Origin of the sequence: Mitsuaria sp. CC2 (assembly GCF_048957715.1) — a bacterium.
Lineage (GTDB): Bacteria > Pseudomonadota > Gammaproteobacteria > Burkholderiales > Burkholderiaceae_C > Roseateles.
Genome location: NZ_JARVXN010000006.1, coordinates 1 through 24,022, shown reverse-complemented (window position 1 = coordinate 24,022; position 24,022 = coordinate 1). Strand labels below are relative to the sequence as shown.

The 24,022-nt window shown below is 68.3% G+C and carries 24 protein-coding genes and 1 riboswitch; of the genes, 13 read left to right on the top strand and 11 right to left on the bottom strand.

What is annotated here, in order from left to right:
* Positions 1 to 74 precede the first annotated feature (74 nt).
* Complete coding sequence (locus tag PV762_RS04100) at positions 75 to 1,325, bottom strand: serine hydrolase (RefSeq protein WP_421033749.1); 1,251 nt, start codon at positions 1,323 to 1,325, stop codon at positions 75 to 77.
* 135 nt (positions 1,326 to 1,460) lie between these two features.
* On the opposite strand from PV762_RS04100, the gene PV762_RS04095 reads away from it, so the two are divergent.
* The 8 genes from PV762_RS04095 (at position 1,461) to PV762_RS04060 (ending at position 10,275) form a co-directional block, all read left to right on the top strand.
* Positions 1,461 to 2,348 carry a CPBP family intramembrane glutamic endopeptidase gene (locus tag PV762_RS04095; RefSeq protein ID WP_421033748.1) on the top strand — a complete coding sequence of 296 codons (888 nt, stop codon included), beginning with the start codon at positions 1,461 to 1,463 and terminating at the stop codon, positions 2,346 to 2,348.
* A 144-nt stretch (positions 2,349 to 2,492) separates the two neighbouring features.
* Positions 2,493 to 4,964, top strand: coding sequence for a penicillin-binding protein 1A (locus tag PV762_RS04090; RefSeq protein WP_421033747.1), 2,472 nt, complete (start codon positions 2,493 to 2,495; stop codon positions 4,962 to 4,964).
* A 26-nt stretch (positions 4,965 to 4,990) separates the two neighbouring features.
* Positions 4,991 to 5,797: a transporter gene (locus tag PV762_RS04085; protein ID WP_421033746.1), complete on the top strand. Its 807-nt coding sequence runs from the start codon at positions 4,991 to 4,993 to the stop codon at positions 5,795 to 5,797.
* Between the two features lie 97 nt (positions 5,798 to 5,894).
* Positions 5,895 to 6,923 (top strand): ribonuclease T2 family protein, encoded by a 1,029-nt coding sequence (locus tag PV762_RS04080; protein WP_421033745.1) that lies wholly within the window; start codon positions 5,895 to 5,897, stop codon positions 6,921 to 6,923.
* A 95-nt stretch (positions 6,924 to 7,018) separates the two neighbouring features.
* On the top strand, positions 7,019 to 7,573 hold the full coding sequence (locus PV762_RS04075; protein ID WP_421033744.1) for an SMI1/KNR4 family protein: 555 nt from the start codon (positions 7,019 to 7,021) through the stop codon (positions 7,571 to 7,573).
* Positions 7,574 to 7,661: 88 nt separating this feature from the next.
* Positions 7,662 to 8,534 carry a helix-turn-helix transcriptional regulator gene (locus PV762_RS04070; RefSeq protein WP_421033743.1) on the top strand — a complete coding sequence of 291 codons (873 nt, stop codon included), beginning with the start codon at positions 7,662 to 7,664 and terminating at the stop codon, positions 8,532 to 8,534.
* Between the two features lie 20 nt (positions 8,535 to 8,554).
* Positions 8,555 to 9,193 (top strand): glutathione S-transferase family protein, encoded by a 639-nt coding sequence (locus PV762_RS04065; RefSeq protein ID WP_421033742.1) that lies wholly within the window; start codon positions 8,555 to 8,557, stop codon positions 9,191 to 9,193.
* Positions 9,194 to 9,285: 92 nt separating this feature from the next.
* Positions 9,286 to 10,275 carry a PEP-CTERM sorting domain-containing protein gene (locus PV762_RS04060; protein WP_421033741.1) on the top strand — a complete coding sequence of 330 codons (990 nt, stop codon included), beginning with the start codon at positions 9,286 to 9,288 and terminating at the stop codon, positions 10,273 to 10,275.
* 204 nt (positions 10,276 to 10,479) lie between these two features.
* On the opposite strand, the gene PV762_RS04055 is transcribed toward PV762_RS04060, so the two are convergent.
* Positions 10,480 to 11,601 (bottom strand): beta-ketoacyl-ACP synthase III, encoded by a 1,122-nt coding sequence (locus PV762_RS04055; RefSeq protein WP_421033740.1) that lies wholly within the window; start codon positions 11,599 to 11,601, stop codon positions 10,480 to 10,482.
* Between the two features lie 245 nt (positions 11,602 to 11,846).
* On the opposite strand from PV762_RS04055, the gene PV762_RS04050 reads away from it, so the two are divergent.
* From PV762_RS04050 to PV762_RS04040, 3 genes are all read left to right on the top strand, one after another.
* Positions 11,847 to 12,824, top strand: coding sequence for a GMP reductase (locus PV762_RS04050; protein WP_088406529.1), 978 nt, complete (start codon positions 11,847 to 11,849; stop codon positions 12,822 to 12,824).
* 121 nt (positions 12,825 to 12,945) lie between these two features.
* Positions 12,946 to 13,199: riboswitch (cobalamin riboswitch) on the top strand.
* Positions 13,200 to 13,291: 92 nt separating this feature from the next.
* Positions 13,292 to 15,193 carry a TonB-dependent receptor domain-containing protein gene (locus PV762_RS04045; RefSeq protein ID WP_421033739.1) on the top strand — a complete coding sequence of 634 codons (1,902 nt, stop codon included), beginning with the start codon at positions 13,292 to 13,294 and terminating at the stop codon, positions 15,191 to 15,193.
* Between the two features lie 155 nt (positions 15,194 to 15,348).
* Positions 15,349 to 15,480, top strand: a complete 132-nt coding sequence (locus PV762_RS04040; protein WP_421033738.1) for a hypothetical protein — start codon at positions 15,349 to 15,351, stop codon at positions 15,478 to 15,480.
* A gap of 31 nt (positions 15,481 to 15,511) precedes the next feature.
* On the opposite strand, the gene PV762_RS04035 is transcribed toward PV762_RS04040, so the two are convergent.
* Genes PV762_RS04035 through PV762_RS04015 form a run of 5 tightly spaced genes read right to left on the bottom strand, consistent with a single transcriptional unit; the run spans position 15,512 to position 19,868 of the window.
* Complete coding sequence (locus PV762_RS04035) at positions 15,512 to 16,108, bottom strand: RidA family protein (protein WP_421033737.1); 597 nt, start codon at positions 16,106 to 16,108, stop codon at positions 15,512 to 15,514.
* Between the two features lie 35 nt (positions 16,109 to 16,143).
* Positions 16,144 to 16,332, bottom strand: coding sequence for a hypothetical protein (locus PV762_RS04030; protein ID WP_421033736.1), 189 nt, complete (start codon positions 16,330 to 16,332; stop codon positions 16,144 to 16,146).
* Between the two features lie 49 nt (positions 16,333 to 16,381).
* Complete coding sequence (locus PV762_RS04025; RefSeq protein WP_421033735.1) at positions 16,382 to 16,690, bottom strand: hypothetical protein; 309 nt, start codon at positions 16,688 to 16,690, stop codon at positions 16,382 to 16,384.
* Positions 16,687 to 18,801 (bottom strand): amidohydrolase family protein, encoded by a 2,115-nt coding sequence (locus PV762_RS04020; protein ID WP_421033734.1) that lies wholly within the window; start codon positions 18,799 to 18,801, stop codon positions 16,687 to 16,689. The genes PV762_RS04025 and PV762_RS04020 overlap by 4 nt, the downstream gene beginning before the upstream one ends.
* On the bottom strand, positions 18,798 to 19,868 hold the full coding sequence (locus tag PV762_RS04015) for a dipeptidase (protein ID WP_421033733.1): 1,071 nt from the start codon (positions 19,866 to 19,868) through the stop codon (positions 18,798 to 18,800). The genes PV762_RS04020 and PV762_RS04015 overlap by 4 nt, the downstream gene beginning before the upstream one ends.
* 128 nt (positions 19,869 to 19,996) lie before the next feature.
* Between PV762_RS04015 and PV762_RS04010 the strand changes: the two genes are divergently transcribed.
* Positions 19,997 to 20,644 (top strand): TetR/AcrR family transcriptional regulator, encoded by a 648-nt coding sequence (locus tag PV762_RS04010; RefSeq protein ID WP_421033732.1) that lies wholly within the window; start codon positions 19,997 to 19,999, stop codon positions 20,642 to 20,644.
* 16 nt (positions 20,645 to 20,660) lie between these two features.
* Here the strand turns inward: PV762_RS04010 and PV762_RS04005 are convergent, their stop codons facing one another.
* From PV762_RS04005 to PV762_RS03990, 4 genes are all read right to left on the bottom strand, one after another.
* The gene (locus PV762_RS04005) at positions 20,661 to 21,284 is read right to left on the bottom strand and encodes a phosphohydrolase (protein ID WP_421033731.1); all 624 of its coding nucleotides are present in this window, start codon (positions 21,282 to 21,284) and stop codon (positions 20,661 to 20,663) included.
* Positions 21,285 to 21,352: 68 nt separating this feature from the next.
* Positions 21,353 to 21,799, bottom strand: a complete 447-nt coding sequence (locus PV762_RS04000) for a hypothetical protein (RefSeq protein WP_421033730.1) — start codon at positions 21,797 to 21,799, stop codon at positions 21,353 to 21,355.
* 26 nt (positions 21,800 to 21,825) lie between these two features.
* Positions 21,826 to 22,845 (bottom strand): threo-3-hydroxy-L-aspartate ammonia-lyase, encoded by a 1,020-nt coding sequence (locus tag PV762_RS03995; RefSeq protein WP_421033729.1) that lies wholly within the window; start codon positions 22,843 to 22,845, stop codon positions 21,826 to 21,828.
* Between the two features lie 70 nt (positions 22,846 to 22,915).
* Positions 22,916 to 23,203: a hypothetical protein gene (locus PV762_RS03990; RefSeq protein WP_421033785.1), complete on the bottom strand. Its 288-nt coding sequence runs from the start codon at positions 23,201 to 23,203 to the stop codon at positions 22,916 to 22,918.
* A gap of 196 nt (positions 23,204 to 23,399) precedes the next feature.
* Here PV762_RS03990 and PV762_RS03985 point away from each other — a divergent pair, with 196 nt between their 5' ends.
* Positions 23,400 to 23,930, top strand: coding sequence for a gamma carbonic anhydrase family protein (locus PV762_RS03985; protein WP_421033728.1), 531 nt, complete (start codon positions 23,400 to 23,402; stop codon positions 23,928 to 23,930).
* Positions 23,931 to 24,022 lie beyond the last annotated feature (92 nt).

Sequence of the window (24,022 nt, the reverse complement as noted above, 5' to 3'; positions counted from 1 at the left end):
GGCGGGACGATACCTCAGCGGACCGGGTGCGCGGGGCGGCGACCGGCCGGATCCGACCCGCGCCCGGGGCCCGGTCAGCGCTCGCCGCGAGCCCCGGGCGGCGGTGCCGATGATTCGCCGGTCTCGAGCAGCACGCCCTCGACGAACTGCTCAACCACGGGACCGTACCGTCCCGCAGGGGTCTTGTCGCCGAGGAAGGTGTTCAGATGACCCGCCGGGTCTGCCGGTCCGTGCTTCTTGTTGGTCAGCAGGAGGAGATAGCGACCGCTGGCGAAGTCCAGGACGGCGCACTGACCGGTCCAGCCGGTGTGCGCCACGACCTCGCCGGGCTCGCGGTGTTGCGGCAGCAGCTTGCCGAACAGGTGTGAGGTCGCTTCGGTCGGCAGCCGCCAGCCCAGCGCGAAGCTGCGGTCCGGGTTGAAGGTCTCGCGGAAGAGCGCCACGGTCTCCGGCGAGCACAGCTTGAAATCGCCGTGACGTCCGCCGTTGAGCATCAGCCGGCACAGCCGTCCGAGGTCCGAGGTCGTGGAAAACAGTCCCGCGTGCCCCGACACCTCGCCCATCGCGTGGAAGGCCTTCTCGTCGTGCACCTCCCCCTGCAGCGTGTGGTTCCGGATGTTGGGAAACCACACGTGACCGTCGCGCGTGTTGCCGCAGCGCTCCGTGGCCATGCAGTCGCTCGCCCTGAAACCGTTGTGCAGCGGCCGGTAGCCGGTGCGCGACAAGCCCATCGGGGCATAGATTTTCGCCGTTGCCGCGCGGTCGAGCGGCTGTCCGGTCACCGCCTCGATGACGGCGCCCAGGGCCATGAAGTTCAGGTCGCTGTAGGTGATGCGGGTGCCCGGCGGCGCGTCCATCGGCACCTGGCCCAGCATCCGCACGGTCGTCTCCCGATCCTGCGAAAACAGCGCACCGGCGCGCACCGGGTCGTGAAAGGCCACGCCGTCGGGGAAGGCGGCATGGCCCATCAGGTCGCGCAGCCGGATGTCGCGCTTGTCGCTGACATCCAGCGCAGGCAGGTAGCGGGCGACGGGGTCGTCGATACGCAGCGTCCGGTCGTCGACCAGTTGATGCATCAGCGGCAGCACCGCGAACACCTTGGTGAGGGAGGCCAGATCGGCCATCGAGTCCGTCCGCATCGGTTCCGGCACGGCCCGCACGGCCATGCCGTCATAGCGCCGTTGGTGTCCGTACGCGCGCTCGTCCCGCGCACGGTGCCGGTCGCCGACATGCAGCACCGCGCCTGCAAGGCCCGAAGACACGCTCTCCAGGACGGTTTCTTCCATCGCCGCCGTGGTCGGGAACGGCGCGGCACAGGCATACATGGCTTCTCCTGCCAATGAAGACGCGCGTGAGTGCCCCACCCCGCTCCGGAGCCCATCCGGAAAGCCGTCATCGCCGCTTCGTGGATACTGCGGCGCGATTGCCTTCCGACCACCCGACGCCGTCCCCGGATTCCGATGCCGCTCAGCCACCTGCTCCTGTGCCTGTCGATTGCCGCCGCCCTGCTGCCGGTGCGCGCGCCCTGGCCCTGGCTGTCGCTGCTGATCATGGCGGTCACCGCCGGCCTGGTGCACGGGCAGCTCACGATCGCCGCGATGGTGCCCGTGGCCGCGCTGGCCGCCCTCGCCTGGATGGCGATCGAGGCCCGGCACCGTCCGCGCCGCGAGGCGGTGCTGATGTTGCTGATGCTGGTGATCGGCTTCGCGCTGGCACTGCACCTGCTGCCGGGCTTCCTGAATCCGACCTACCTGGCCACGACCTCCGACGCGAAGCCGCCGACGCTCAAGTACCTGAATTTCGACAAGGGCGTCGCCGGCATGCTGATGCTGGCGGTGCTGGCCTCACAGCAGCGGCGACGGTCCGAAGGGGTGTTGTCGGCGCCCTCCGAAGACCTGCCGGGCCTGCCGCCGGGCCGACCGGCCTGGGCGCTTTGGGCGGTGCTGGCCGCGACGCTGGCCCTGCCCTGGCTGGTGGCCGTCATCGGCGGCCTCGGCCGGCCGACGCTGCGCTGGCCGGACAACGCGGGGCTGTTCCTGGCGGCCAACCTGTTCCTGACCTGCGTGGCCGAGGAAGCGGCCTTCCGCGGCGTCATCCAGGGCCTGCTGGCGCGCCGCCTGGGTACCGACCTGCGCACCATGAACGGCTGGCTGCCGGTGCTGCTGGCGGCGGTGCTCTTCGGACTGGCCCACGCGGCCGGCGGCACCGCCTACGTGGCGCTGGCCATGCTGGCCGGTCTGGGCTACGGTCTGGCCTACACGCTGAGCGGGCGCATCGAGGTGGCCATCCTGCTGCACTTCGCGCTCAATGCGCTGGTCTTCCTGACCTTGAACCTCGGGCACGGTTGATGCCCTGCCGGCCGGATCCCGCCCTGTCCTCCACCGTGGGTCGGCCGTGTGTCTTCTGTGTACGGATTGTTGCCGTGCGCACCGGGCCCGGGACAGCACCGGATGTCTGACGATAATCCGCCGACCTGAACTCGTGCGCCCCGCATGCAGCAGATTGCCCAATTCGCCCGCCACCTCGCCCGCGCCCTGGCCGGTTTCTTCCTGGCGCTCTGGCGCCGCACGGCGCCGCTGCGCGATTCGCTGCGCCAGCTGCCCACCTGGAAGCGCATCGCCGTCTGGTCGGGCGCCGGCCTGCTCGCGCTGACGCTGCTGGTGGCCGGCGCGGCCGCCGTGATCTGGCCGGGCCTGCCCGACCTGGACCGGCTGACCGACTACAACCCCAAGCAGCCGTTGCGGGTCTACTCGGAGGACGGACAGCTGCTCGCCGAGTACGGCACCGAGCGCCGCAGCTACCTGCCGCTGGAACAGATCCCCAAGCAGATGCAGCAGGCGCTGCTGGCCGTGGAGGACGCCAACTTCTACGACCACCAGGGCGTCTACGTGCCGGGCATGCTGCGGGCGTTCTGGGTCAACCTGTTCTCGTCCTCGCGCAGCCAGGGCGCGTCGACCATCACGCAGCAGCTGGCGCGCGACCTCTACCTCACGAAGAAGAAGCTCTACACCCGCAAGGTCGTCGAGATCCTGCTGGCCTTCAAGATCGAGAGCCAGCTGTCCAAGGACAAGATCCTCGAGGTCTACATGAACCAGATCTATCTGGGTCAGCGGGCCTACGGTTTCGAGGCGGCGGCGCAGGCCTACTTCGGCAAGTCGCTGAAGGAGCTGTCGACGGCGGAGACGGCGATGCTCGCCGGACTGCCGCAGAGCCCGTACCGCGCCAATCCGATCACCAACCTGAAGCTGGCGCAACGCCGCCAGGCGACGGTGCTGCTGCGCATGGTGGACGTCGGCATGATCACGCCGGAGCAGGCCAAGCAGGCCAAGGAAGAGCCGCTGAAGCTGCGCACCGTGCAGGACCAGCGGCTGCCCTACGGCCAGTACGCGACCGAGATGGTGCGTCAGGTGGTGCACGCCCAGTACGGCGAGGACGCCTACAACCGCGGCTTGCGGGTGACGACCACGCTGCGCATGGACGACCAGATCGCCGCGTACAAGGCGCTGCGCCGCACGCTGATGGACTACGAGCGCCGCAAGGCCTGGCGCGGTCCCGAGGGCGACGTCGACCTGCCCGACGGCATGGACGCGCAGGAACAGGACACGGCGATCTCGCAGGTGTTCAACGAGCATCCGGACAACGACGACCTGCGCACGGCGGTCGTCACCCAGGTCGCGAACAACAAGCTCCAGGCGAGCCTGTCCGACGGGGACGACATCGAGATCCAGGGCGAAGGCCTGCGCTCGGTGCAATCGGCGCTGTCGCCCAAGGCCAAGGCGGACCTGCGCATCCAGCGCGGCTCCATCATCCGCGTGCTGCGCGGCGCGCCGACCAAGGCGTTTCCCAAGGGCGCCTGGGTGGTGACGCAGTCGCCGGAGGCCGAAGGCGCGCTGGTGTCGGTCGAGCCCGACAGCGGCAAGATCCTGGCGCTGGTCGGCGGTTTCGACTTCAACCGCAACCAGTTCAACCATGCGACGCAGGCGTGGCGGCAGCCGGGATCGAGCTTCAAGCCTTTCATCTACTCGGGCGCGATGGAACTCGGCGCGAGCCCCGCGACGCTGGTCGACGACGCACCCATCTCGGTCGGCGATTGGAACCCGCGCAACTCCGACGGCAACTTCGACGGTCCGATGACGCTGCGCCAGGCGTTGGCCAAGTCCAAGAACATGGTCACGATCCGGGTGCTGGAGCAGCTCACGCCGGCGCGCGGCCGGACCTGGGCCGGCAAGTTCGGTCTCGACGTCGACAAGCAGCCGGAGAACCTGACGCTGGCGCTGGGCTCGGGCTCGGTGACGCCGCTGCAGATGGCGAGCGCGTATTCGGTCTTCGCCAACGGCGGCTACCTGCTCAAGCCGCTGCTGGTGACGAAGATCGTGGACGCGCAGAACCAGGTGCTGTTCCAGGCGGAGCCGGAGAAGCTCACCGACGACCGCCGCGCGATCAGCGAGCGCAATGCGTTCATCACCGGCTCGCTGCTGCGCGAGGTGGCGATCCGCGGCACGGCCTACAAGGCAAGCGCGTCGCTCAAGCGCTACGACCTCTACGGCAAGACCGGCACGACGAACGACGCGGTGGACGCGTGGTTCGCGGGCTTCCAGCAGCGCGTGGCGACGGTCGTGTGGATCGGCTACGACCAGCCGCGCAGCCTGGGCGCGGGCGAGTCCGGCGGCGGCATCGCGCTGCCGGCGTGGATCGACTACATGCAGGTCGCGCTGAAGGACATCAAGCCCGCCGAGATCCAGCCGCCCAAGGACGGCGGGCTGGTGCAGGAGGAAGGTCCGTTCGGTCCCGACTGGGTGTTCAGCGAGTATGCGGGCGACGCGGGTCTGAGGACGATCGGGCCGATGCCGCCGCCGCTGCCGCCTCCGGACGCGGCGTCGGACGCGGCCTCGGGGCCCGCAGGGCGTGCCTCGGGCGTGCCGCCGTCCTGGTGGATGGGCGGCGATCGCAGTGGCGGACAGTGAGCGGCGTGCGACAGGGAGCTCTGGCAATGACGAAGACGCGGGTGATCGTTGCTGCGCTGCTGACGGCGGCGGTGGGCGCCGCGCGCGCGGCGGATGAAGCCGCAGAGGCCATCGAGCCGGATCAACCCGGCATCGTCGAATCGAGCAGCACCGTGGGCAAGGGCCGCGCGCTGCTGGAGACCGGCCTCGGCTACCAGCGCGACAAGAGCGACGGCGTGCGCAGCCGCCTGTGGTCGACGCCGACGCTGCTGCGGTTCGGCTTTGCCGAGGACTGGGAGTTCCGCCTCGAGACCGATGGCTACCAGCGCCTGCGGGCTTCGGACGGCGGCGGCACGGTGAAGGCCAGCGGCTGGGCCGACACGGCGCTCGGCGTGAAATGGCACGTGCAGGACGGCGACGCGGAGCGCAACACGCCGGGACTCGCCTGGCTGCTGAACGTCGACATGGACAGCGGCTCCTCGGCGTTCCGGGGTCAGGGCTTGCGTCCGTCGCTGCGGCTGACGGCGGAGTGGGACTTGCCGCGCGACTGGTCGGCCGGCCTGATCGGCGGTCTGTATCGGGACAGCCGCGATGACGGCAGCGGCAAGCACTTCGTCGGGGGCATCCTTGGCGCCTCGCTGGGCTGGCCGATCGCGCAGGCCTGGAAAGGCTACGTCGAGGTCGCGGGCGACCAGCTCGCGTCCAACCGCAACGGCGGGCGGAGCATCTCGGCGGGCACGGGAGTGACCTGGCTGGTCGACCGCCGGCTGCAGCTCGACGCGTCCATCAACCGCGGGCTGACGAAGCAGACGGCGGACTGGGTGCTGGGCGTCGGGGTATCGATCGGTTTCTGAGCCAGCGGGTTGCCGGATGTGAGCCACGGGCTCATTCCCCGCAACGCCCAGATGACGTACAAAGCCGGCTGTCCTGACAGCACCATTGATCGACACCATGCGCCTCGCTCTCCGAATCGCCGCCCTGTCGCTGGTGATCAGCGCCTTGCCCTCGGCCAGGGCCGATCCTGCGAGCGGCACCTTCACCGCGTCGCGCGCCTGCGAGGCCTTCCAGTCGTTCAGGAAGAGCACGAACCCGGACGGCGCCAAGCTGTCGCCGGGGACGGGCTACACGATCCTGGAATCGCACAACGCGGGCTGGACGCGGGTGCAGGTGCCGGGCGCGCGACCGCCGGAGCGCTGGGTGCAGAACGACTGCGGCGCGGCGGCAGGCGGCGGCGCCTCGCCCCCCGCGACACCGATCGGCGCCCGTAGGCCGTCGACCGACAACGCCGCTGGGAATTCAGCGGCGAACAGCGGTCAAGCCATGTGCAAGACGCCGGACCAGTACGACAGCTTCGTGCTGGCGATGTCGTGGCAGCCCGGCTTCTGCGAATGGACGGCGGGCGGCCGGCGCGGCAAGCCGGAATGCGAGGCGATGGAGGACGGCAAGCTCAAGGTGACCAACCTGACGCTGCACGGCCTGTGGCCCAACCGGCAGCAATGCGGGATCAGCTACGGCGACTGCGGCAACGCGCCGATGACGCTGTCGAAGGAGACGATCTCGTACATCGGCCCGTGGATGCCGAACTTCCTCTACGAGAAGGGCTTCGGCGAGCACGAGTGGCGCAAGCACGGCACCTGCCAGACGACGCTGAATCCGGACGCGTACTTCCGCCGCGCGGTCGACCTGGTCAAGCATTTCAACGATTCCAGCGCCGCCAAGTACATCCGGCAGAACATCGGCGGCGCGATCTCGCGCAACACCTTCTACGAGAAGCTGAAGGCCGAGACCGGCACCGACGCCTATCGCGACAGCGTGAAGCTGATGTGCTCGGGGCAGTACCTCACCGAGATCCAGGTGAAGCTGCCGCGCGATTACAAGGCCGGCGGAACGCTGAAGCAACTGCTCGGCGATCAGCCCAGCGGCAGCGGCGGCGGGACCTGCCGCCGGGATGAGATTCGGATCGAGGCGAGCGGGCGGTGAGCCTGGCACATCGACCCCATGACTGAAACGTTCCTGCGACTGTGGATCACGCAGGACCTACTGAGACAAACGGATTCCGAGCCATCAAGCATTCAATGACGACGCAGTGGCAACGCATCGAGGAAGCGCTGTCCACCCTCGGCTGCCTGACCGAGATGGCCCTGCAACCAGGTGCTCAGCCGGGATGGATCGCCGAGCTGGAGCGGCACCTCGGCGTGACGCTCCCTGACAGCCTGAAAGCCTTCCTCGCCGTTCATGACGGTCAGGATGGCAACCACGGGTTGGTCGGCGGCGAACATCTGCTGTCGGTCGACGGCATCCGCAACGAGTGGTCCAACTGGCGAGAAATCGACGAGTCCGACATGAACGCCGACAGCGCCCAGTTCATGACCTCCGAGCCGCCGGGATACATCAAACCGCTCTACACCCATCGGTCGTGGATCCCCCTGACGAAGGACTGGGGCGGCAACCACTACGGACTGGACTTCGATCCGGACGAGAAGGGTCGCGTCGGCCAAGTCATCAAGTTCGGTCGCGATGAAGACGAGAAGCGCCTCATCGCCGAGGACTTCGATCGCTTCGTGGAACTCATCGTCGCCTCCCTCGCCGGCGCCACGTGGGATGGGGAGCAGCTCCATTCGGAGCTCTGATCGGATCGGCACCAAACCTGACCGTTCCCGCACCGCTGTTCACGCGGTGCACCGCTAGGATCAATTCATCCCTTCACGAGGATTCGAATTGAAGCCGAGCACCATCCAGGCCCCCGACGGGTCCGCGCTGGCCCGGGAGATCCACGGCCGACCCGGCATCGGCGTCTCGGCCCATGTACTGCAAGGGCGTGGACTGCGGATCCTGCGCATGCGCGTCGACCAATCCGCGCTGATCCTCGTCGACCGCGGCCTCAAGACCGTCAAGCCGGCCCGCGGTTCAGGCGTCCGGGCCCGACCCGGGCAGGCGTTGCTGTTGAGCGGACAGCAGACCGTCGATTTCACCAACGACGTCGCCGAGGGCGAGCACTACGAAGCGCGTTGGCTGGTGTTCGACAACGCGTTGCTGGACGACGCCTTCTATCGTGAGACGGCGGCACGAATCGCGTCCGTCGATGCACCGTTGGCGCCGGTGCGGTTGCTGGCGCGGGTACGGACAGGTCTGGCCGATGCCTTCCAGCGTGGCCGGCAAGCCCTGGCCCCCGATCCCGCACTGCCCAACGCGGTCGCACGCCAGCGTGTGCTGGAGGTGATGCACTGGTTGCTGGAGGATGGCCTGGTGCTTCGGTCCGCACCGACCGAGATGACCGTCTCCGTCCAGATCCGCGCGCTCATCGCGGGACGGCTCGATCACGACTGGCCCGCCGCGCGCGTGGCGCAGGCGCTGGCGATGTCCGAAGCGACGCTGCGACGCCGGCTCGCCGCCGAGGGCGAGTCGATGAGCGCGCTGATCGTCGACGCCCGCATGGCTTCCGCGCTGACCTTGCTGCAGGCGACCACCCAACCCGTCTCCCGGATCGCGAACGCCGTTGGTTACGACTCCCCGTCCCGCTTCGCCATCCGGTTCCGCGAACGCTTCGGCTTCGCCCCCACCGTCGTCCGTGGCCACGAGCGGGCGGACTGACTCTCCTTCATCGACCCCACATGATCACCATCCATCACCTCGGCCATTCCCAGTCGGAACGCATCCTGTGGCTTTGCGAAGAGCTCGGCATTCCCTACGAGCTTGAGCGCCATACCCGCGATGCCGTGACCCGGCTGTCGCCGCCCGAACTGAAGGCCAGGCATCCGCTGGGTGCAGCGCCGCTGATCGAGGACGGCGATCTGCTGTTGGCCGAGTCGGCCGCGATCGTCGAATACCTCATCGCGAAACACGGCGGCGGCCGTCTGAAGCCCGGTCCCGACCACCCGGACTTCGCGCCGTTCCTGTACTGGTTCCACTTCGCCAACGGCAATCTGCAGCCGGTGATGCTGCGGCGGATGACGCTGGGACGCGCGTTGCCCACTGACCATCCCGTCTTGGCGGCGACACAGGAGCGGCTCGACAAGGTGCTGGTGCTCGTCGAGGAGCGACTCGGTCAGGCGCCCTACTTCGCGGGCGACGAGTTCACGGCGGCGGACATCATGAGCGTCTTCTCGCTCACGACGATGCGGCTGTTCCTGCCGATCGACCTGGCGCCGTATCCGAACATCCGACGCTATTTGCAGCGTATCGGGGAGCGTTCCGCCTACCGGAATGCCATGGTCAAAGGCGATCCGGATCTGACGCCGTTGCTCGCCTGAACGCTTGGCAAAGCCCCCCCGGAATGAGCGGGATCGTCAGCCGACGACGGTGATAGCGTTCGGCCGCGATTCCATCCACCATGAGGTTCCAGATGATTTCCCCGACGATTCGTGTGTGCACCGCGCTACTGCTGGCCATTCTGACCGACGCGTCCTCAGCCGCCGCAACCACGCCGGGCAATCTGTTGATTTCGAACTCCTACGACCAGACGATCACCGAGTACACCTGGGACGGTCAGGTCGTGCAACGCTTCGACATCGCACTCTGGGAACCGGAACTGCGGTTCAGGCTCGGCGACTTGGTTCAGGCCGCCAATGGCACGATCTACGCCTTCTCGGGCGATCTGGATCCGGCCTTGACCTCGCTGAACCCCAAGACCGGCATCCAACGCAACTTGCCGATGCCCGACATCAGCACGTATCCCGCGCCCGGCACCATCGCCACGAAGGGCAACTATCTCTTCCTCGGCGATATGGAAAACTGGAGCTCTCCAGGCCGTGGCATCGTCCGCTACAACATCGACACCGGCACCACCGAGCGGTTCGCCTCGGGCCTCTCCTTCAGTCAACTCACCATCGGTGGAGACGGTCTGCTTTATGCGGGGTCCCAGACGCTGCAGGTGTACGACCCTGCGACCATGTCGCTGCTGCGGACCGTGGCGGTCGGCGACCAGTTCGCGATCTATGCCGCACCGCACACGGTGGCGGTGGACGCGCAAGGCGTCATCTATGGCGCCACGGGCGACGGGCGCATCAACAAGTACTCAGCGACCGGTACGCTGATCTCATCGCTGCAGACGCAGGCCCAGATTGAAGACATCGAAGTGGACGCGCAAGGGCGCATCGTGATGACCACCTGGGACGAGACGGTCTACACCACGGACACCTCGCTCAGCGCCCTGCATGAATTCAAGGTGCCGACCCTGCTTACCCTCAACATGCGCGTGGCATTCGCCGTCGCGCCGGCCGTGCCGGAACCGTCGACCTACGCTTTGATGCTCGCGGGCATCGGCGCGGTCGGCCTCGCCGCGCGTCGTCGGCGGACGGCAGACCGGATCGCCGGGCCCGGGCGCGCCGCCTGACAGCGCATTGGCCAGAGGCCTGCCTACCAGCGGGCCATGGCGAAATGCGATGATGGCCTCCTCCACGGTCGCATGCGTCGAAGGCCAGTCCTTACTGCCGACATGCGCCATGTAGGTGTCCGAACCCGCCTGCACCGCCATGCCCGCATGAGCGCTCCCGTTCCTCGGGAGTCGCCCGGGCCGGCCCACGGGCCGGCGTGGCGCTCAGCGCTTCCTGACGATCACGCTGCCCACCGAGTACCCCGCGCCGAAGGAGCAGATCACCCCCAGGTCGCCCTGCTTGAGGTTGGCGCGGTGCTCGTGGAACGCGATCACCGAGCCGGCCGAGGCCGTGTTCGCATACGTGTCCAGGATCAGCGGCGCGATCTCCGCGCCCGCCTCGCCGCCGACCAGCTTCTTGATCACCAGCTGGTTCATGCCCAGGTTGGCCTGGTGCAGCCAGTAGCGGCTCACGTCGTTCGGCTGGATGTGCAGCGCGGCCAGGTGGTTTTCGATATGCGCCGCGGCGATGGGCACCACTTCCTTGAAGACCTTGCGGCCCTCCTGGCGGAAGGTCTTGTCCCGACCCTCGGGATCGCTGTCCTCGGCCTTGTTCATGAAGCCGAAGTTGTTGCGGATGTTGTTGGAGAACTGCGTCGCCAGCTTGGTGCCCAGGATCTCCCACTGCTCCGGCGCCGTCGCCAGATCGGCGCGCTCGACGACGATCGCCGTGCACACGTCGCCGAAGATGAAGTGGCAGTCGCGGTCCTTCCATTCCAGATGCGCCGACGTGATCTCCGGATTCACGATCAGCACGCACTTCGACGCGCCCGAGCGCACCGCGTTGTAGGCCTGCTCCAGCGCGAAGGTCGCCGACGAGCACGCCACGTTCATGTCGAAGCCGTAGCCCCCCGCGCCCAGTCCCTGCTGGATCTCCACCGCCATCGCCGGATACGCGCGCTGCATGTTCGCCGCCGAGCAGAACACCGCGTCCACGTCCTCGGGTTTCCTGCCCGCGGCCGCCAGCGCCTTGCGCGCCGCGTCCACCGCGATCTCCGCCATCAGCGACAGCTGGTCATCCGCCCGTTCCTCGAAGCGCGGATACATGCGCGTGGGGTCCAGCACGCCCTCCTTCTCGATCACGTAGCGCTGCTTGATGCCCGAGGCCTTCTCGATGAACTCCACGTTCGAATGCACCAGCGCCTCGCGCGTGCCGGCGGCGATGGCCTCGGCGTGCTCGGCGTTCTGCAGGTCCACGTAGCGGTTGAACGAGTCCACCAGCTCGGCGTTGGTGATGACGTGCGGGGGCTGGTAGAGACCGGTGCCGCTGATGACGACGGAATGCATGTGGCTTGTCTTCTGATGTCGCCCGTTGCAGGGCCAAGGGGGCGAAGTTTAGCGAACTGCGCCCAAAAGCCCCCGGACGATGCATGTTGCACCGCAGCGCGGCGACGGCGCCCCGCAGGATGCGTAGAATGGGTCACCGGGCCCAAATTTTGGGACCCGGTTTTTTATGGCCGGGTCTCAAGTCAAGCGCTCGCAGCCCAGGGCGTGCACTGCATCAACGCAGCCCGACTTTGCGACTTTGGACCATGGAAATCTTTGACTACGACAACATCCTGCTGCTGCCGCGCAAGTGCCGCGTGAACAGCCGCAGCGAGTGCGACACCTCCGTCGAGTTCGGCCCCCGCCGCTTCAAGCTGCCGGCGGTGCCCGCGAACATGAAGACGGTCGTCGACGAGTCCATCACCGAATGGCTGGCCGCCAACGGCTACTTCTACGTGATGCACCGCTTCGACCTGGACGCCGTCGCCTTCGCCCGCACCATGCGCGACAAGGGCCTGCTGGTCTCGATCAGCGCCGGCGTCAAGGAAGCGGACTACGCCATCATCGACCGCCTCGCCGCTGAAGGCGTCGGCGCCGACTACATCACCATCGACATCGCCCACGGCCACGCCGACGCCGTGCAGCGCATGATCGCCCACATCAAGCACAAGCTGCCCGACACCTTCGTCATTGCCGGCAACGTCGGCACGCCCGAGGGCGTCATCGATCTCGAGAACTGGGGCGCGGACGCGACCAAGGTCGGCATCGGTCCGGGCAAGGTCTGCATCACGCGGCTCAAGACCGGTTTCGGCACCGGCGGCTGGCAGCTCTCGGCCTTGAAGTGGTGCGCCCGTGTTGCGACCAAGCCCATCATTGCCGACGGCGGCATCCGCCACCACGGCGACATCGCCAAGAGCGTGCGCTTCGGCGCCTCGATGGTGATGATCGGCTCGCTCTTCGCGGGTCATGAGGAGTCGCCGGGCCACACCGTCGAGGTCGACGGCAAGCGCTACAAGGAGTACTACGGCTCCGCGTCCGACTTCAACAAGGGCGAGTACAAGCACGTCGAAGGCAAGCGCATCCTCGAGCCCGTGAAGGGCCACCTGGCCGACACGCTGCGCGAGATGGAGGAGGACCTGCAGAGTTCCATCTCCTACGCCGGCGGCCGTGCCCTCGGCGATCTGCGCAAGGTGAACTACGTGGTCCTGGGCGGCGAGAACGCCGGCGAACACCTGTTCATGTAAGCCCCGAGGCCCGCGCACATCGAGCCTCACTGGGGCCGGAATGATGCTGGGGGTTCCCGGAGGGATGCCCCCTGCATCGTGGAGTGCCCGCGCCAGGCGACACGAAGTCGAGGGGCCTCCCGTTATGATCCCGCCCGTTGGTGCTTGCGCCCGGCTCCCTGCCGGCGCAGTTCAACGGGAATCAGGAGGGGCCGCACCCGTGCGGTCGCTGCCCCAACCTGAGCTGCCCCCGCAACGGTAAGCGGAAGGCGCGCCTCTTCTGAGAGTTGAAAGCGCGCGGCTCGTGTCTGAACACCACTGGACGGTCGTCCGGGAAGGCAACACGGGTTCATTCTTCCGACAGCCCGGATACCGGCCAACAGGCGGATCGTCGCCGTGCTTCCGGGGCATCCCTGAAGGACGGCGCGTCCATTCCGCATGCGGCCGCGGGGAAGCGGCCGTCTGCCGTTGCTTTCCGAAGTTCCGACATGCAAGCCTCCTCTCCCCGCGCCACGCTGCGCGCCGTCGCCCGTGCGTCCGCGACCGCGCTGGTCGCCCTGCCCGCCCTGTCCCTCGTCCCGTCGATCGCGTTCGCGCAGTCCTCGCTGGATCCCGTCATCGTCATCGGTACCCGCGAGCCGCAGGCCCTGAGCAAGAGCGTCGCCGACGTGGTCCTCATCGATGCGGGCACGATCCGAGACAGCGGTGCCGGCAGCGTCGAGGAGCTGCTGCGCCGCTACGCCGGCCTGCAGATCACGCGCAACGGCGGCCCCGGCCAGAGCGGCGGTTACATCCTGCGCGGTGCCAACACGACCGGCACCGTGGTGATGATCGACGGCGTGCGCGTCGGCTCCGCGACGCTGGGCCAGGCATCCCTGGAATCGATGAGCCTGTCCAACATCGATCGCATCGAGGTGCTACGCGGACCGGCCTCCGGACTGTACGGCGCGGACGCGGTCGGCGGCGTCATCCAGATCGCGACGAAGAAGGGCCGGGGCCCGCTGAACCTGACGGCCAATGCGGCGATCGGTGAATACGCCTCGCGTCTCGGCGACGTCGGCATCAGCGGCGCGCAGGCCGGCTTCGACTACGCGGCCAGTCTGAGCCGCGAGACCAGCGACGGCACCTCGGCCATCCGTCCCAACGACATCAACGGCTACTACAACCCCGATCGCGACGGCTTCCGCCGCACGACGGGATCGGCGCGCCTCGGTTTCACGCCGGCGGAAGGCCATCGCATCGGCGTCACCGCCACGCAGAGCAAGCTCAACGCGCAATACGACAGCGCCAACTTCGGCGGTCCGCCGGATTACCTCAGCGATCCGACGCCGGACTTCCGCAACCGCCTGACGACCCGCGTCGTCAGCGCCGATTACCGCGGCACGCTCTCGCCGATCTGGACCACCACGGTGCAGCTCAGCCACGGCCTGGACGATTCGCGCAGCGGCGCGCCGGATCCGGCGCGCTTCACGACGAAGCGCGATCAGGCGACGTGGCAGAACGCGTTGCGCCTTTCGCCCGACCAGCAGGTGGTGCTGGCCTACGAGCACCTCACCGAACAGGCCGACGGCGTCACGACCAACACGCTGAAGCGCAAGAACGACGCCTACATCGCGGGTTACTCGGCCCAGTTCGGCCCGGCCTCGCTGGAAGCGAGCCTGCGTCACGACGACAACAACGCCTACGGCAAGTCCACGACGGGCAGCGTCGGGGCGAGCTACGCGCTGACCTCGACGCTGAAGGTTCGCGCGGTGGCAGGCAAGACCTTCCGCGCGCCGACCTTCAACGAGACCGACTATCCGTTCTACGGCACGGCGGTGAAGCCCGAAGACGGCCGCAGCGTGGAGCTGGGCGTGAACTGGCGCTCCGGCGCGAGCAGCGCCGCGGCGACTGTCTACCGCAACAAGGTCGACAACCTGATCGGCTACAACCCCGATCCGGACGGCACGCAATGCCCGCCGGGGTATTTCGGATGCTCCTACAACGTCGCGAAGGCCAAGCTGCAAGGCGCGACGCTGAGCGGCGCGCACCGCTTCGGCAACCTGAGCCTGAGCGCGACGGTGGACTTCCTCGACGCCAGGGACGAGCAGACCGGTTCGCGCCTGCCGCGTCGGGCGGCGCATCAGGAAAGCATCTCGGCCGACTATGACACCGGCGTGTGGGGCCTCGGCGCGTCGCTGACGGAAGTCGGCGCGCGGCCGGATGTGGGCGCGCAGCTCGGCGCGTACACGGTGGTGGACGTGCGCGCGACCTGGCGCTTCCTGCCGCAATGGCGCCTGGAGGCCAAGATCCTCAACGCCGCCGATCGCGATGTGCAGCCCGTCTATTCGTACCAGGGTCTGGGCCGTCAGGCGTGGGTCGGGGTGCGGTACGACATGAAGGGCTTCTGAGCGCTTCGACGCCGATCAGCGCCGCATCGCGAGGCAGCCGCGCGGCATTCGCTCGGCGTCGATTCCAGTGGTAGCGATGCCACTGCGGCGTCATGACGCGTCATGTCGAAGGCAATTGCGAGCGGAAGGTCGGCAACGCGACCGAATCCGGTCCCATGTCGACGGGTCGCGTCTGCCCGGAGGGCTACACGCTCACGGACCGGCGCTACGTTGTGCTGGTCACGTCCGATCGATACAACAAGAGCACGCGCGTCCCGACGGCGCTGGTCTTCCGTCCGGCGCAATGAGCGCGGCGCGGCGCGGCGTTAAGGCACCGCGTTAAGGCGCCGCGCGGACGGCGGTGCACTCCACCTCGACCCGCGCGCCCAGCGCGAGTCCGTTGCAGCCGAACGCGCTGCGCGCCGGCAGCGGCCGGTCGCCGAAGAACGCGCGGTAGACCTCGTTGAAGACGCCCCACTCCGCCATGTCGGCGAGCATCACGGTGCAGCGCATCAGGTGCTCGACGCCGAGGCCTTGCGCTTTGAGCGCGGTCTCGATGTTGCGCAGCGTCTGCAACGCCTCGGCACGGATGCCTCCTTCGACCAGCGCCAGCGTGCCGGGCTTGTTGCCCAGCTGACCCGACAGGAACACGAACGGCCCAAAGGCAGTGCCCTCGGGGAACGGCACGCTGGCGGGGAGGACGAGGCCGCTGTTGAAGCGCTCCACCTCACCCGTCACGATGGCGATCGCCTCACGCTGAAGCGGTTCCGACGCACTTACGATGTCGTTCCAGCAGGGTCGTGAGGAGACGACTTCCTTGGCCTGCCGCAAACCGATCGAGAACTTGACCACCACCGCCTTGATCGTTTCCACGATCGTCAGGCCTTGTGCGTGGCATTCATCGACATAGACGTCGAGCTCTTCGTTCGTATGCATGATCACTCTTCTCCGTGTGTGTCGCGAAACGCGCGTCACCGCGGGATGCGTTCCAGCGGAATGATGTCCGCGATCGAACCCGGCCACGCGTAGATGATCAGGCGATCGTCCAGTTGTTCGAGCTCAAACGCCGAATTTTCTGCACCACCCCTTCCCGCCACCTCCACGCATCCACCAGGCGCCAACGTGTGCTCTTCGGCCCACGGCTCCAGAACCAGCAGCACGCCTTGTGCGATGAGTTCCGGTAGACCAACTTGCAGGTGTATTCCATTTTCAAGATCCCGATCCGTAGCCCAGCGGAAACCACACGCCTCTCGTCGACACCGAACCCATGTTTGGCAGCACATGATCGCGATCCAGCGTCTGGACATCGACGTCTGCAACGACAGATTCGACGGGGGGCATCGCGCCGCCCGCAAACACCGTCGACGTCAGAATGCTGGTCGCGTCTTCGTAGTTCTGCGCTGTGACGCCGCAGCCCAGACCGAGCGGACTGAACTGGGGAGGATCGCGGAACGTGAACCAGAAGCGACGCAGACCCGTCAGTCGATTGGCCGCCAAGGTCGCTTGGGATCGACTCATTTCGTCATCCCCATCGCCGCTTCGAGCTGCGTCGGATCGAACACCCGTCCCGCCTTGATCGTCTTCACCACCTGCCGCAGCGCGGCGATGTCCCTCAGCGGATCGCCGTCCAGCAGCACCATGTCGGCCTGCTTGCCTGCGGCGATCTCGCCGCGCTGGCCGGCCACGCCCAGCACCTGCGCCGGCGTCAGCGTCGCCAGGCGCAGTACCTCGGCGTTGGGGATGCCGGCGCGCACATAGAGCTCCAGCTCGCGGTGCAGGGTGTAGCCCGCGAAGGCATCCGTTCCGGGCATCAGCGTCACGCCGCCGTCGTGCAGCCGCTTGATCAGCTGCAGCAGCCGCGGCAGCGCCTGCCGGTAGGCCTCCTCCTTGCCCGGCGGCACGGCCACCGCGCCCGTCAGCAGCCGCCTTCGCACGATCGGCGGGAAGCGCTCGACCATGCCCTTCAGCGCCGCCGGCGGCTCGCCCGGCGCGCCCGAGTACAAGCCCTCCAGGATCGCCACCGTCGGATCGAGCACCGTGTGCCGGCGCTTCAGTTCCGCGATGAATCCCGTCACCGGCGCGCTGTCGAGGTCCAGCTGCAGCAGCTTCTCCGCCATCACCGTGTAGCGGTCCTTGCCGCGCGTGTCGGCGACCTCGGGGAAGAAATTCAGGACGATGAAGTTCAGATGCTGGATCTCGTCCGCGCCCGCGTCGATGAACTGCCCCGCGCGCATGAACGCCGGCACGTGCCCGCTGACGCGCAGCCCGCGCGCATGCGCCATGTCGGCGATCGGCCGCACCAGCTCCGGCTTGAAGGAAGAATAGATCTTGATCTGCTCGTAGCCGCGGTCGGCGTACCAGTCGACCGCCTTGCGCGCCTGCTCGACCGTCTCGACGCGCACATCGGTCGGGCCCGCCAGCGGACCCACGCCCTCGACGATGCCGGCCTTCACCACGCGCGGGCCGAGTTCGGTGCCCGCGTCGAATCGCTTCACGCGCTCGATCAGCGGGACGTTGTCGTTGGCCATGTCGCGCGCGCTCGTCACGCCGGCGATCAGGTCGAAGACACCGTCCGTGCCGGAGAAGTGCTGGTGCACGTCCCACAGCCCCGGCATCAGGAATCGGCCGGCGGCCTCGATGACCTCGGTGCCCGCCGGCGCCGGGGAAGCATCGTCGGGCTCGACGCGCACGATGAAGCCGCCGCGGATCAGCACCCGCATGTCTTCCCGCGCCGTCAGGTCGCGCGGCTCGAACAGCCGCGCATGGCGGATCAGCAGGTCGCCCTGCGGCACATGCGTCATCCGCTTCGCCAGGTCCGCGGACCAGCGCTTGTCCGCGTCGCGCTGCGCCGCGGAGAGCCGCGCCAGCGCCGGCACGTCGCGCGCCTCCAGCACCTCGAACCAGTCGTCGATCACGGCGGCGGTCTGCTGGCGCTCGTCCAGCCACACCGCCACCGGCGTGAAGTCGATGCCCGAGATCTGATGCAGCGTCAGCCGCCGACCGCCCGCCACGATCGTCGGCCCCTTCGTCAGTGTCGCCTCGCCCGCAGGCAGCAGGGCCAGTCGTTGCCCCGGCGCCTTCAGCAGCGCGCGGGCCAGCACGCCGGTGAACTCCGGCGGCGCGTTGGCGGGCAGGTAGAAGGCGCCCGCTTCCGGCCATGCCGCGCCGCCCTGCTCCACGCGGTTCTTCCACGACGCCTTGCCGTCCGCGCGGTCGAAGCGCTCGGTGAGCGGGACCTTCCAGTAGTCATTGCCTTCGGCCTCATAGCGCAGCGGCAGGCCGCGCGCATCGAGCGTCCAGCGCGCGCGGAGCTGATCGCCGCGGCCCCGTTCGCTGAAGGCGTAGTCGACCAGCACCTCGTCACCCTGGCGGCTGAGCGCCTGCCGGCCGACGGTCACGCCGTGGATCTGGACCTGCGACAGCTGCGCCTTCGCGCCCGGCAGCACCCGCGGCGTGGGCAACGCGGCCTGGGCGGCATGAGCATCGGCGGCCGTCGGCGCCCATTGGCGCTCGTGATCGTCGTGCGCGCGGGCGGCCGGCGCCCAGAGCACCGCGCACAAGGCCGCACCCAGCGCGGCCCGCGTCGCGGCATGCATGGCGGTCAGCCGGCATCTCGTCGTTCTTGTCATTCCCAGGTCTCCGTCATCAGCCGGCGGAAGTTGCCGTGCAGGATCTTCTCGATGCGCGCCGCGCGGTGTCCCCGCGCCGACAGCAGCCGCGCGAGCTGCTGGTACTGGTCCGGCCCGCACAGGTCGGGCAGGAACAGCCCCACATCCGCCGTCTCGCCCGGCGCGCCTATGCCCAGGCTGCGGCGCAGCGCGACCTCGTCCTCGAGGTGCTTGCGGTAGGCGGCCATGTCGTCGTAATGCGTGCTGCCGCCGTCCGTGCCCAGACCGACATGGTCCTCGCCGCAGACGTCGATGGCGTGTTCCAGATGGGCGATCAGATCCTCGGCGTGCGGCTGGCCGCTCAGGCGCAGGTAGGGCATGAAGTACAGCCCCACGACGCCGCCCCGCTCGGCGAGCAGCCGCAGCTCCGAATCGCTCTTGTTGCGCGGATGATCGGCGATCGCGCGGCAGCCGGTGTGCGTGATCGCGACGGGACGTCCGGCCAGCCGCAATGTGTCCAGGCAGGTGCGCTCGCTGCTGTGGCTGAGGTCGACCAGCACCCGCCGTTGCTGCAGTCGCTCGACCACCTCGGCCCCGAAGGCGCTCAGGCCGTCGTCGTCCGGCACCGTCGCGCCGCAGCCGACCGCGTTGCGGCCGTTGTAGGTCAGCTGGACCACCCGCACGCCCAGCTCCGCGAAGTGGTCCACGGCGGCGGCGTCGTTGCCCAGCATCTCCGTGTTCTGGAACCCGTAGATGACGCCGATGCGGCCGTCCCAGCGCGCGGTGACCAGATCCTCGCCCGTGTGCACCTTCAGCAATTGCGGCTGCGCGGCGATGAAGGCGTCCCAACCGGCGATGTCGCGTTCCGTCGCGGCGCGCGCATCGTCGCTGCCGGCGACATGCCCCAACGTCACGTTGACGGCGTACAGCCCCGACGCCAGCGCATCGGCCAGCGAACGCGCATCGACGTGCTGCGCGCTGCTGGCATAGGCCATCGCCTGACGATCGTCGGGAGCGGCCTGCAATTGCCGGTTTGGGTTGTCCAGGACACCGAGGGCATTCAGGACGGGCAGCAAGGAAGGCTTCATGCGTGCGTGAACACCATGTTCTTTGAGGGATGATCGCGGCTCATCGCAGCGCGGTCGCCAGGTTGGCTGGATTGCCGGACGGGATCGTCCGGCGAGATCGCGGAAAACTCTAGAAGATTATTCTAATCATGCCCACGAAGACCGCCAGGGCCGTCGCGAAGACCGAGCTGGTCCTGAAGGCCGCCTACCCGGAAGACCGGGCCGAGACCAAGCGGCTGATCCTGGCACAGGCCTTGTCGGCCTTCAACGCCCGGGGCATCGAATCCACGACCATTGACGACCTGCGCGCGGCCAGCGGGCAGAGCGTGGGCACGATCTATCACCACTTCAAGAACAAGGAAGGCGTGGTCGCGGCGCTGCTGTTCGCGGCGGTCGACGACCAGAGCCGCGCGATCGCGCAGCAGACCGGAGGGCTAGAGGACAGCCATGCGGTGGTCGACGCGCTGATCACCGCGTACGTCGTCTGGATCACCGAACATGCGGATCTGGCCCGTTTCTACTTCATCGCCCGCGAAGTGGTCGCGGGCGGGCCTTTCGGGGACGAACTGCGCAAGCGGATCTCGGCGCGATACGCGCCGATCGACGCGTGTTTCGCGCGCGACGTGAAGTACGGGCGGGTGATGCCGCTGCCGGAGGAACTGATCCCGGCGCTCGTGCTGGGCGCGGCGGAGTGGTACAGCCGTTCGTGGCTGGCGGGGCGCCGGCTGGCGAGCCCGGCGGACCGCGCGGCGGTGCTGGCCGAGGCCGCCTGGCGGTCGATCGCGCGACAGATCTGACGAGCGACAGGCGGGGTCAGGCGTTGAGCCGACGCAGCTCTTCCAGGAACCGTCCCGCCGCGATGTCTGCCGGCCAGGGCTCCCACGGCGTGCCGCCGTACGCGGCCTGGAGCGGATCCGCCTCCAGCACCGGATGCGTGATCCCGAGCACCTCGCGCACCTCGCGCTCCGACCAGCCTGTACAGCGCACGGCTTCTGTAGCGGCGGCGATGCTGTCCGCGCGCTTGTGCGTCGTGTGCGTGTCCGGTGTCCACGCCGGCAGCCGGTAACGAACGGCGATGGCGCTCATCAGCCGGTCGCCGACGACCCGGAACGGTTCGCCCAGCACGCGCTTGAGCGGCGAGATGCAGTCGAATCCGAGGAAGCCTTCCTCCGCGTCATGCAGGAGCTCGGCGCGTTGGAGCGCGGGCGACAACGGCTCGCCGCCCTCCTCTGCCCAGCCACGGCGGAGCGCGAGCACCAGCAGCGAATGCTGCGCCACCGACAAGGGCCACGGCCAGACGGACTCGCCGCCCCAGCGGTAGGTGCGCGCCAGGCGCAGCGCGAGGTCCTCGTCGGTCCAAGCGTCGGGGGACGGGTTGATCAGGTCGAGCGCTGCCCCGGAGGGCAGGCGGATCCAGGCACGGGGGCTGTCGGTCATGTGATCGACTGTAGCGAGCACCGCGGCACTGCCTGTCAGCAGGGAATGCCGTTCGAACCGCCGCGCGCTCAGTCCATCTGCTCGCGCAGCGCCCTGGCCTTGGCGCGATAGAACTTCGCCGAAGCGGCATTGCCGGCCTGCTCGAAGCGGTCCGCGGCGGCGGACGCGGCCTTGGCGGCCTCATCGAAGGCCTGGAGGGTCACCTTCCGATCTTCGGACGGGACGAGCTTGCCCTGCGCGAAACGGCCGGCCATGAAGCCCTGGTCGGGAATGTCGACGACGCCCAGCGTCAGTTCGCCCTTGGCGACGCGCCCCAGGAACATGCGCTTCACGGCGGCGCCCTGCTGCTCCTTGAGCACGCCCAAGCCGTCAGCCAGATGCGCCTGTCCCGAGGCGCAGGGGCCATCCCAGCGCGCCGATCCGGCGACCCAGCCGTCGGGCAGCGTGGTCACGTTGCAGGCGGCCAGCGCGGGCTGGCAGGCGGCGGCCATGGCCAAGCCGGTCAGGGCCAGCATGCGAAAGAAGGCATTCGATCGAAGTGTCATGGTGTCGGAGTATCGACGGTGGCCCGCGCGCCCACCAGTTCGCAGAACCGCGCCATGTCGACGTTGCCGCCGCTGATCACGATGCCGACGCGCTGGCCTTTCAGCTGGTCTTTCATCGCCTTCGCGGCGGCGAAGCCGAGACAGCCGGTGGGCTCGACCAGCATCTTCATCCGCGAAGCGAAGAAGGCCATCGCATCGACCAGGTCCGCATCGCTCGCGGTGAGGACGTCGTCGACGTGATGGCGGATCAACGCGAAGGTGATGTCGCCGAGGTGCGGCGTCTGTGCGCCGTCCGCGATCGTGCGCGGTGTATCGATGGTGACGATCGTGCCGCTGCGGAAGGACTGCTGGCCGTCGTTGCCCGCCTCAGGCTCGACGCCGTACAGCCTGGCCTCCGGCGACAGCGCGCGGGTCGACAGCGCCGTGCCCGACAGCAGGCCGCCGCCACCCAGCGGCGCGAAGACCGCATCGAGCGCACCGACCTCGTCGAACAGCTCCTTCGCAGCGGTGCCCTGCCCCGTCAGCACGTCGGGATGGTCGAAAGGCGGGATCAGGGTCAGGCCGTGCTTCTCGGCGAGGTCGCGGCCGATCTGCTGGCGGTCCTCGGTGTATCGGTCGTAGAGGACGACCTGGCCGCCGTAGCCGCGCGTCGCGGCGATCTTGGCGGAAGGCGCGTCGTGGGGCATGACGATGGTGGCCGGCATCCCCAGGATGCGCGCCGACAGCGCGATCGCCTGTGCATGGTTGCCCGACGAGAACGCGACCACGCCGAAGCGCCGCTGCTCCGGCGTGAAGCGCGAGAGCGCGTTGAACCCGCCGCGGAACTTGAAGGCGCCCATGCGCTGGAAGTTCTCGCACTTGAAGAACACCTGCGCGCCGAACAGCTCGTCGACGGTGCGCGAGGTCAGCACCGGCGTGCGATGCGCGTAGCCCTCGATGCGACGGGCGGCGGCCTCGACGTCGTCGTAGGTCGGAAGGGCCACGGGCGTGGCGGCGGGGTGGGTCGTGACGCGCATCGCTGCTCCTGGGCAAAGGGCCGACGCATCATGCCGCAGCGCTGTACCGAAACAGCGCCGGAGCGGCCATTCAGGCCTGCCAGACGCCGTAACCCGCCTCGCGCAGGCCAATGGCGAGCTCGACCTCCATCTCCCGCGCGGCCTCGTAAGGCATCGGGTTGTAGACCTCGTAGAGCTGCGGCAGCAGGCGCAGGCCGTAGTCGAAGACGTAGCGGTTGGACTGGATCCCGGCCTTGTGCTTGTCGAAGCGCAGGTCGGGATCCAACCCCGTCATGCCGACGTAGACGAAGGGCATGCCGAGGCGGTAATCGGGATTCGCCTTGCGGAAGCGCGGCTCGTTCCAGACCTGGTCGGCCAGCTCGACGACGTAGACGTAGTGGTGGTGGCGCTTCTCGCGCGGAGCTTTGGTCGCGGGTTTCGAAGCGGCCTTTGCAGCGGCCGTCGCAGCGGCCTTTGCCGCCGGCTTCCTGGTGGTGATGGCAGCAGGCTTCGCGGCGGTCTTCTTCGACGCCGCGACAATGTCCTTCTTCTTCCGCTGCCCGCCCTCGCCTGCCATGCCGCTGTCCCCTTACCTCGATACTGCCCCGGTGCTCGCCGAGCGCGTCTTCGTCCATGACTCCGCGCAGGTGATCGGCGACGTCACCCTCGGTCCCGACAGCTCGGTCTGGTGCAACACCGTGCTGCGGGGCGACGTGAACCGCATTGTGATCGGCGCCGGCACCAACGTGCAGGACCTGACGATGGGGCATGTCTCGCACAAGAACCCGAAGAAGCCGGAGGGCTCGCCGCTGATCATCGGGGACCACGTGACGGTCGGACATTCCGTCATCCTGCACGGCTGCCGCATCGGCAACGAATGCCTCATCGGCATGGGCAGCATCGTCATGGACGACGTCGTCATCGAGGACCGCGTGATGCTGGGCGCCGGCAGCCTGGTGTCGCCGGGCAAGGTGCTCAAGAGCGGCCACCTCTACATCGGCCGGCCCGCGATGCCCGTGCGCGAACTCACCGCCGACGAGATCGCCTACCTGAAGTACTCCGCCGAGCATTACATCCGGGTGAAGGACAACTACCTGCGAGGCTGAGCCGGCTCGCGGGTTCGACGAACGAGCAGTTCCGCTGATCGCACGCCGCCCTGATTCGTGGGGGCAACGCTCTTGACCCGGCTCACTCGCCG

Coding starts and splice junctions, on each gene's coding strand:
- PV762_RS04100 (WP_421033749.1), bottom strand. CDS start 1,325: ATGTATGCCTGTGCCGCGCCGTTCCCGACCACGGCGGCGATGGAAGAA.
- PV762_RS04095 (WP_421033748.1), top strand. CDS start 1,461: ATGCCGCTCAGCCACCTGCTCCTGTGCCTGTCGATTGCCGCCGCCCTG.
- PV762_RS04090 (WP_421033747.1), top strand. CDS start 2,493: ATGCAGCAGATTGCCCAATTCGCCCGCCACCTCGCCCGCGCCCTGGCC.
- PV762_RS04085 (WP_421033746.1), top strand. CDS start 4,991: ATGACGAAGACGCGGGTGATCGTTGCTGCGCTGCTGACGGCGGCGGTG.
- PV762_RS04080 (WP_421033745.1), top strand. CDS start 5,895: ATGCGCCTCGCTCTCCGAATCGCCGCCCTGTCGCTGGTGATCAGCGCC.
- PV762_RS04075 (WP_421033744.1), top strand. CDS start 7,019: ATGACGACGCAGTGGCAACGCATCGAGGAAGCGCTGTCCACCCTCGGC.
- PV762_RS04065 (WP_421033742.1), top strand. CDS start 8,555: ATGATCACCATCCATCACCTCGGCCATTCCCAGTCGGAACGCATCCTG.
- PV762_RS04060 (WP_421033741.1), top strand. CDS start 9,286: ATGATTTCCCCGACGATTCGTGTGTGCACCGCGCTACTGCTGGCCATT.
- PV762_RS04055 (WP_421033740.1), bottom strand. CDS start 11,601: ATGCATTCCGTCGTCATCAGCGGCACCGGTCTCTACCAGCCCCCGCAC.
- PV762_RS04050 (WP_088406529.1), top strand. CDS start 11,847: ATGGAAATCTTTGACTACGACAACATCCTGCTGCTGCCGCGCAAGTGC.
- PV762_RS04045 (WP_421033739.1), top strand. CDS start 13,292: ATGCAAGCCTCCTCTCCCCGCGCCACGCTGCGCGCCGTCGCCCGTGCG.
- PV762_RS04040 (WP_421033738.1), top strand. CDS start 15,349: ATGTCGACGGGTCGCGTCTGCCCGGAGGGCTACACGCTCACGGACCGG.
- PV762_RS04035 (WP_421033737.1), bottom strand. CDS start 16,108: ATGCATACGAACGAAGAGCTCGACGTCTATGTCGATGAATGCCACGCA.
- PV762_RS04025 (WP_421033735.1), bottom strand. CDS start 16,690: ATGAGTCGATCCCAAGCGACCTTGGCGGCCAATCGACTGACGGGTCTG.
- PV762_RS04020 (WP_421033734.1), bottom strand. CDS start 18,801: ATGACAAGAACGACGAGATGCCGGCTGACCGCCATGCATGCCGCGACG.
- PV762_RS04015 (WP_421033733.1), bottom strand. CDS start 19,868: ATGAAGCCTTCCTTGCTGCCCGTCCTGAATGCCCTCGGTGTCCTGGAC.
- PV762_RS04010 (WP_421033732.1), top strand. CDS start 19,997: ATGCCCACGAAGACCGCCAGGGCCGTCGCGAAGACCGAGCTGGTCCTG.
- PV762_RS04005 (WP_421033731.1), bottom strand. CDS start 21,284: ATGACCGACAGCCCCCGTGCCTGGATCCGCCTGCCCTCCGGGGCAGCG.
- PV762_RS04000 (WP_421033730.1), bottom strand. CDS start 21,799: ATGCTGGCCCTGACCGGCTTGGCCATGGCCGCCGCCTGCCAGCCCGCG.
- PV762_RS03995 (WP_421033729.1), bottom strand. CDS start 22,845: ATGCGCGTCACGACCCACCCCGCCGCCACGCCCGTGGCCCTTCCGACC.
- PV762_RS03985 (WP_421033728.1), top strand. CDS start 23,400: ATGCCGCTGTCCCCTTACCTCGATACTGCCCCGGTGCTCGCCGAGCGC.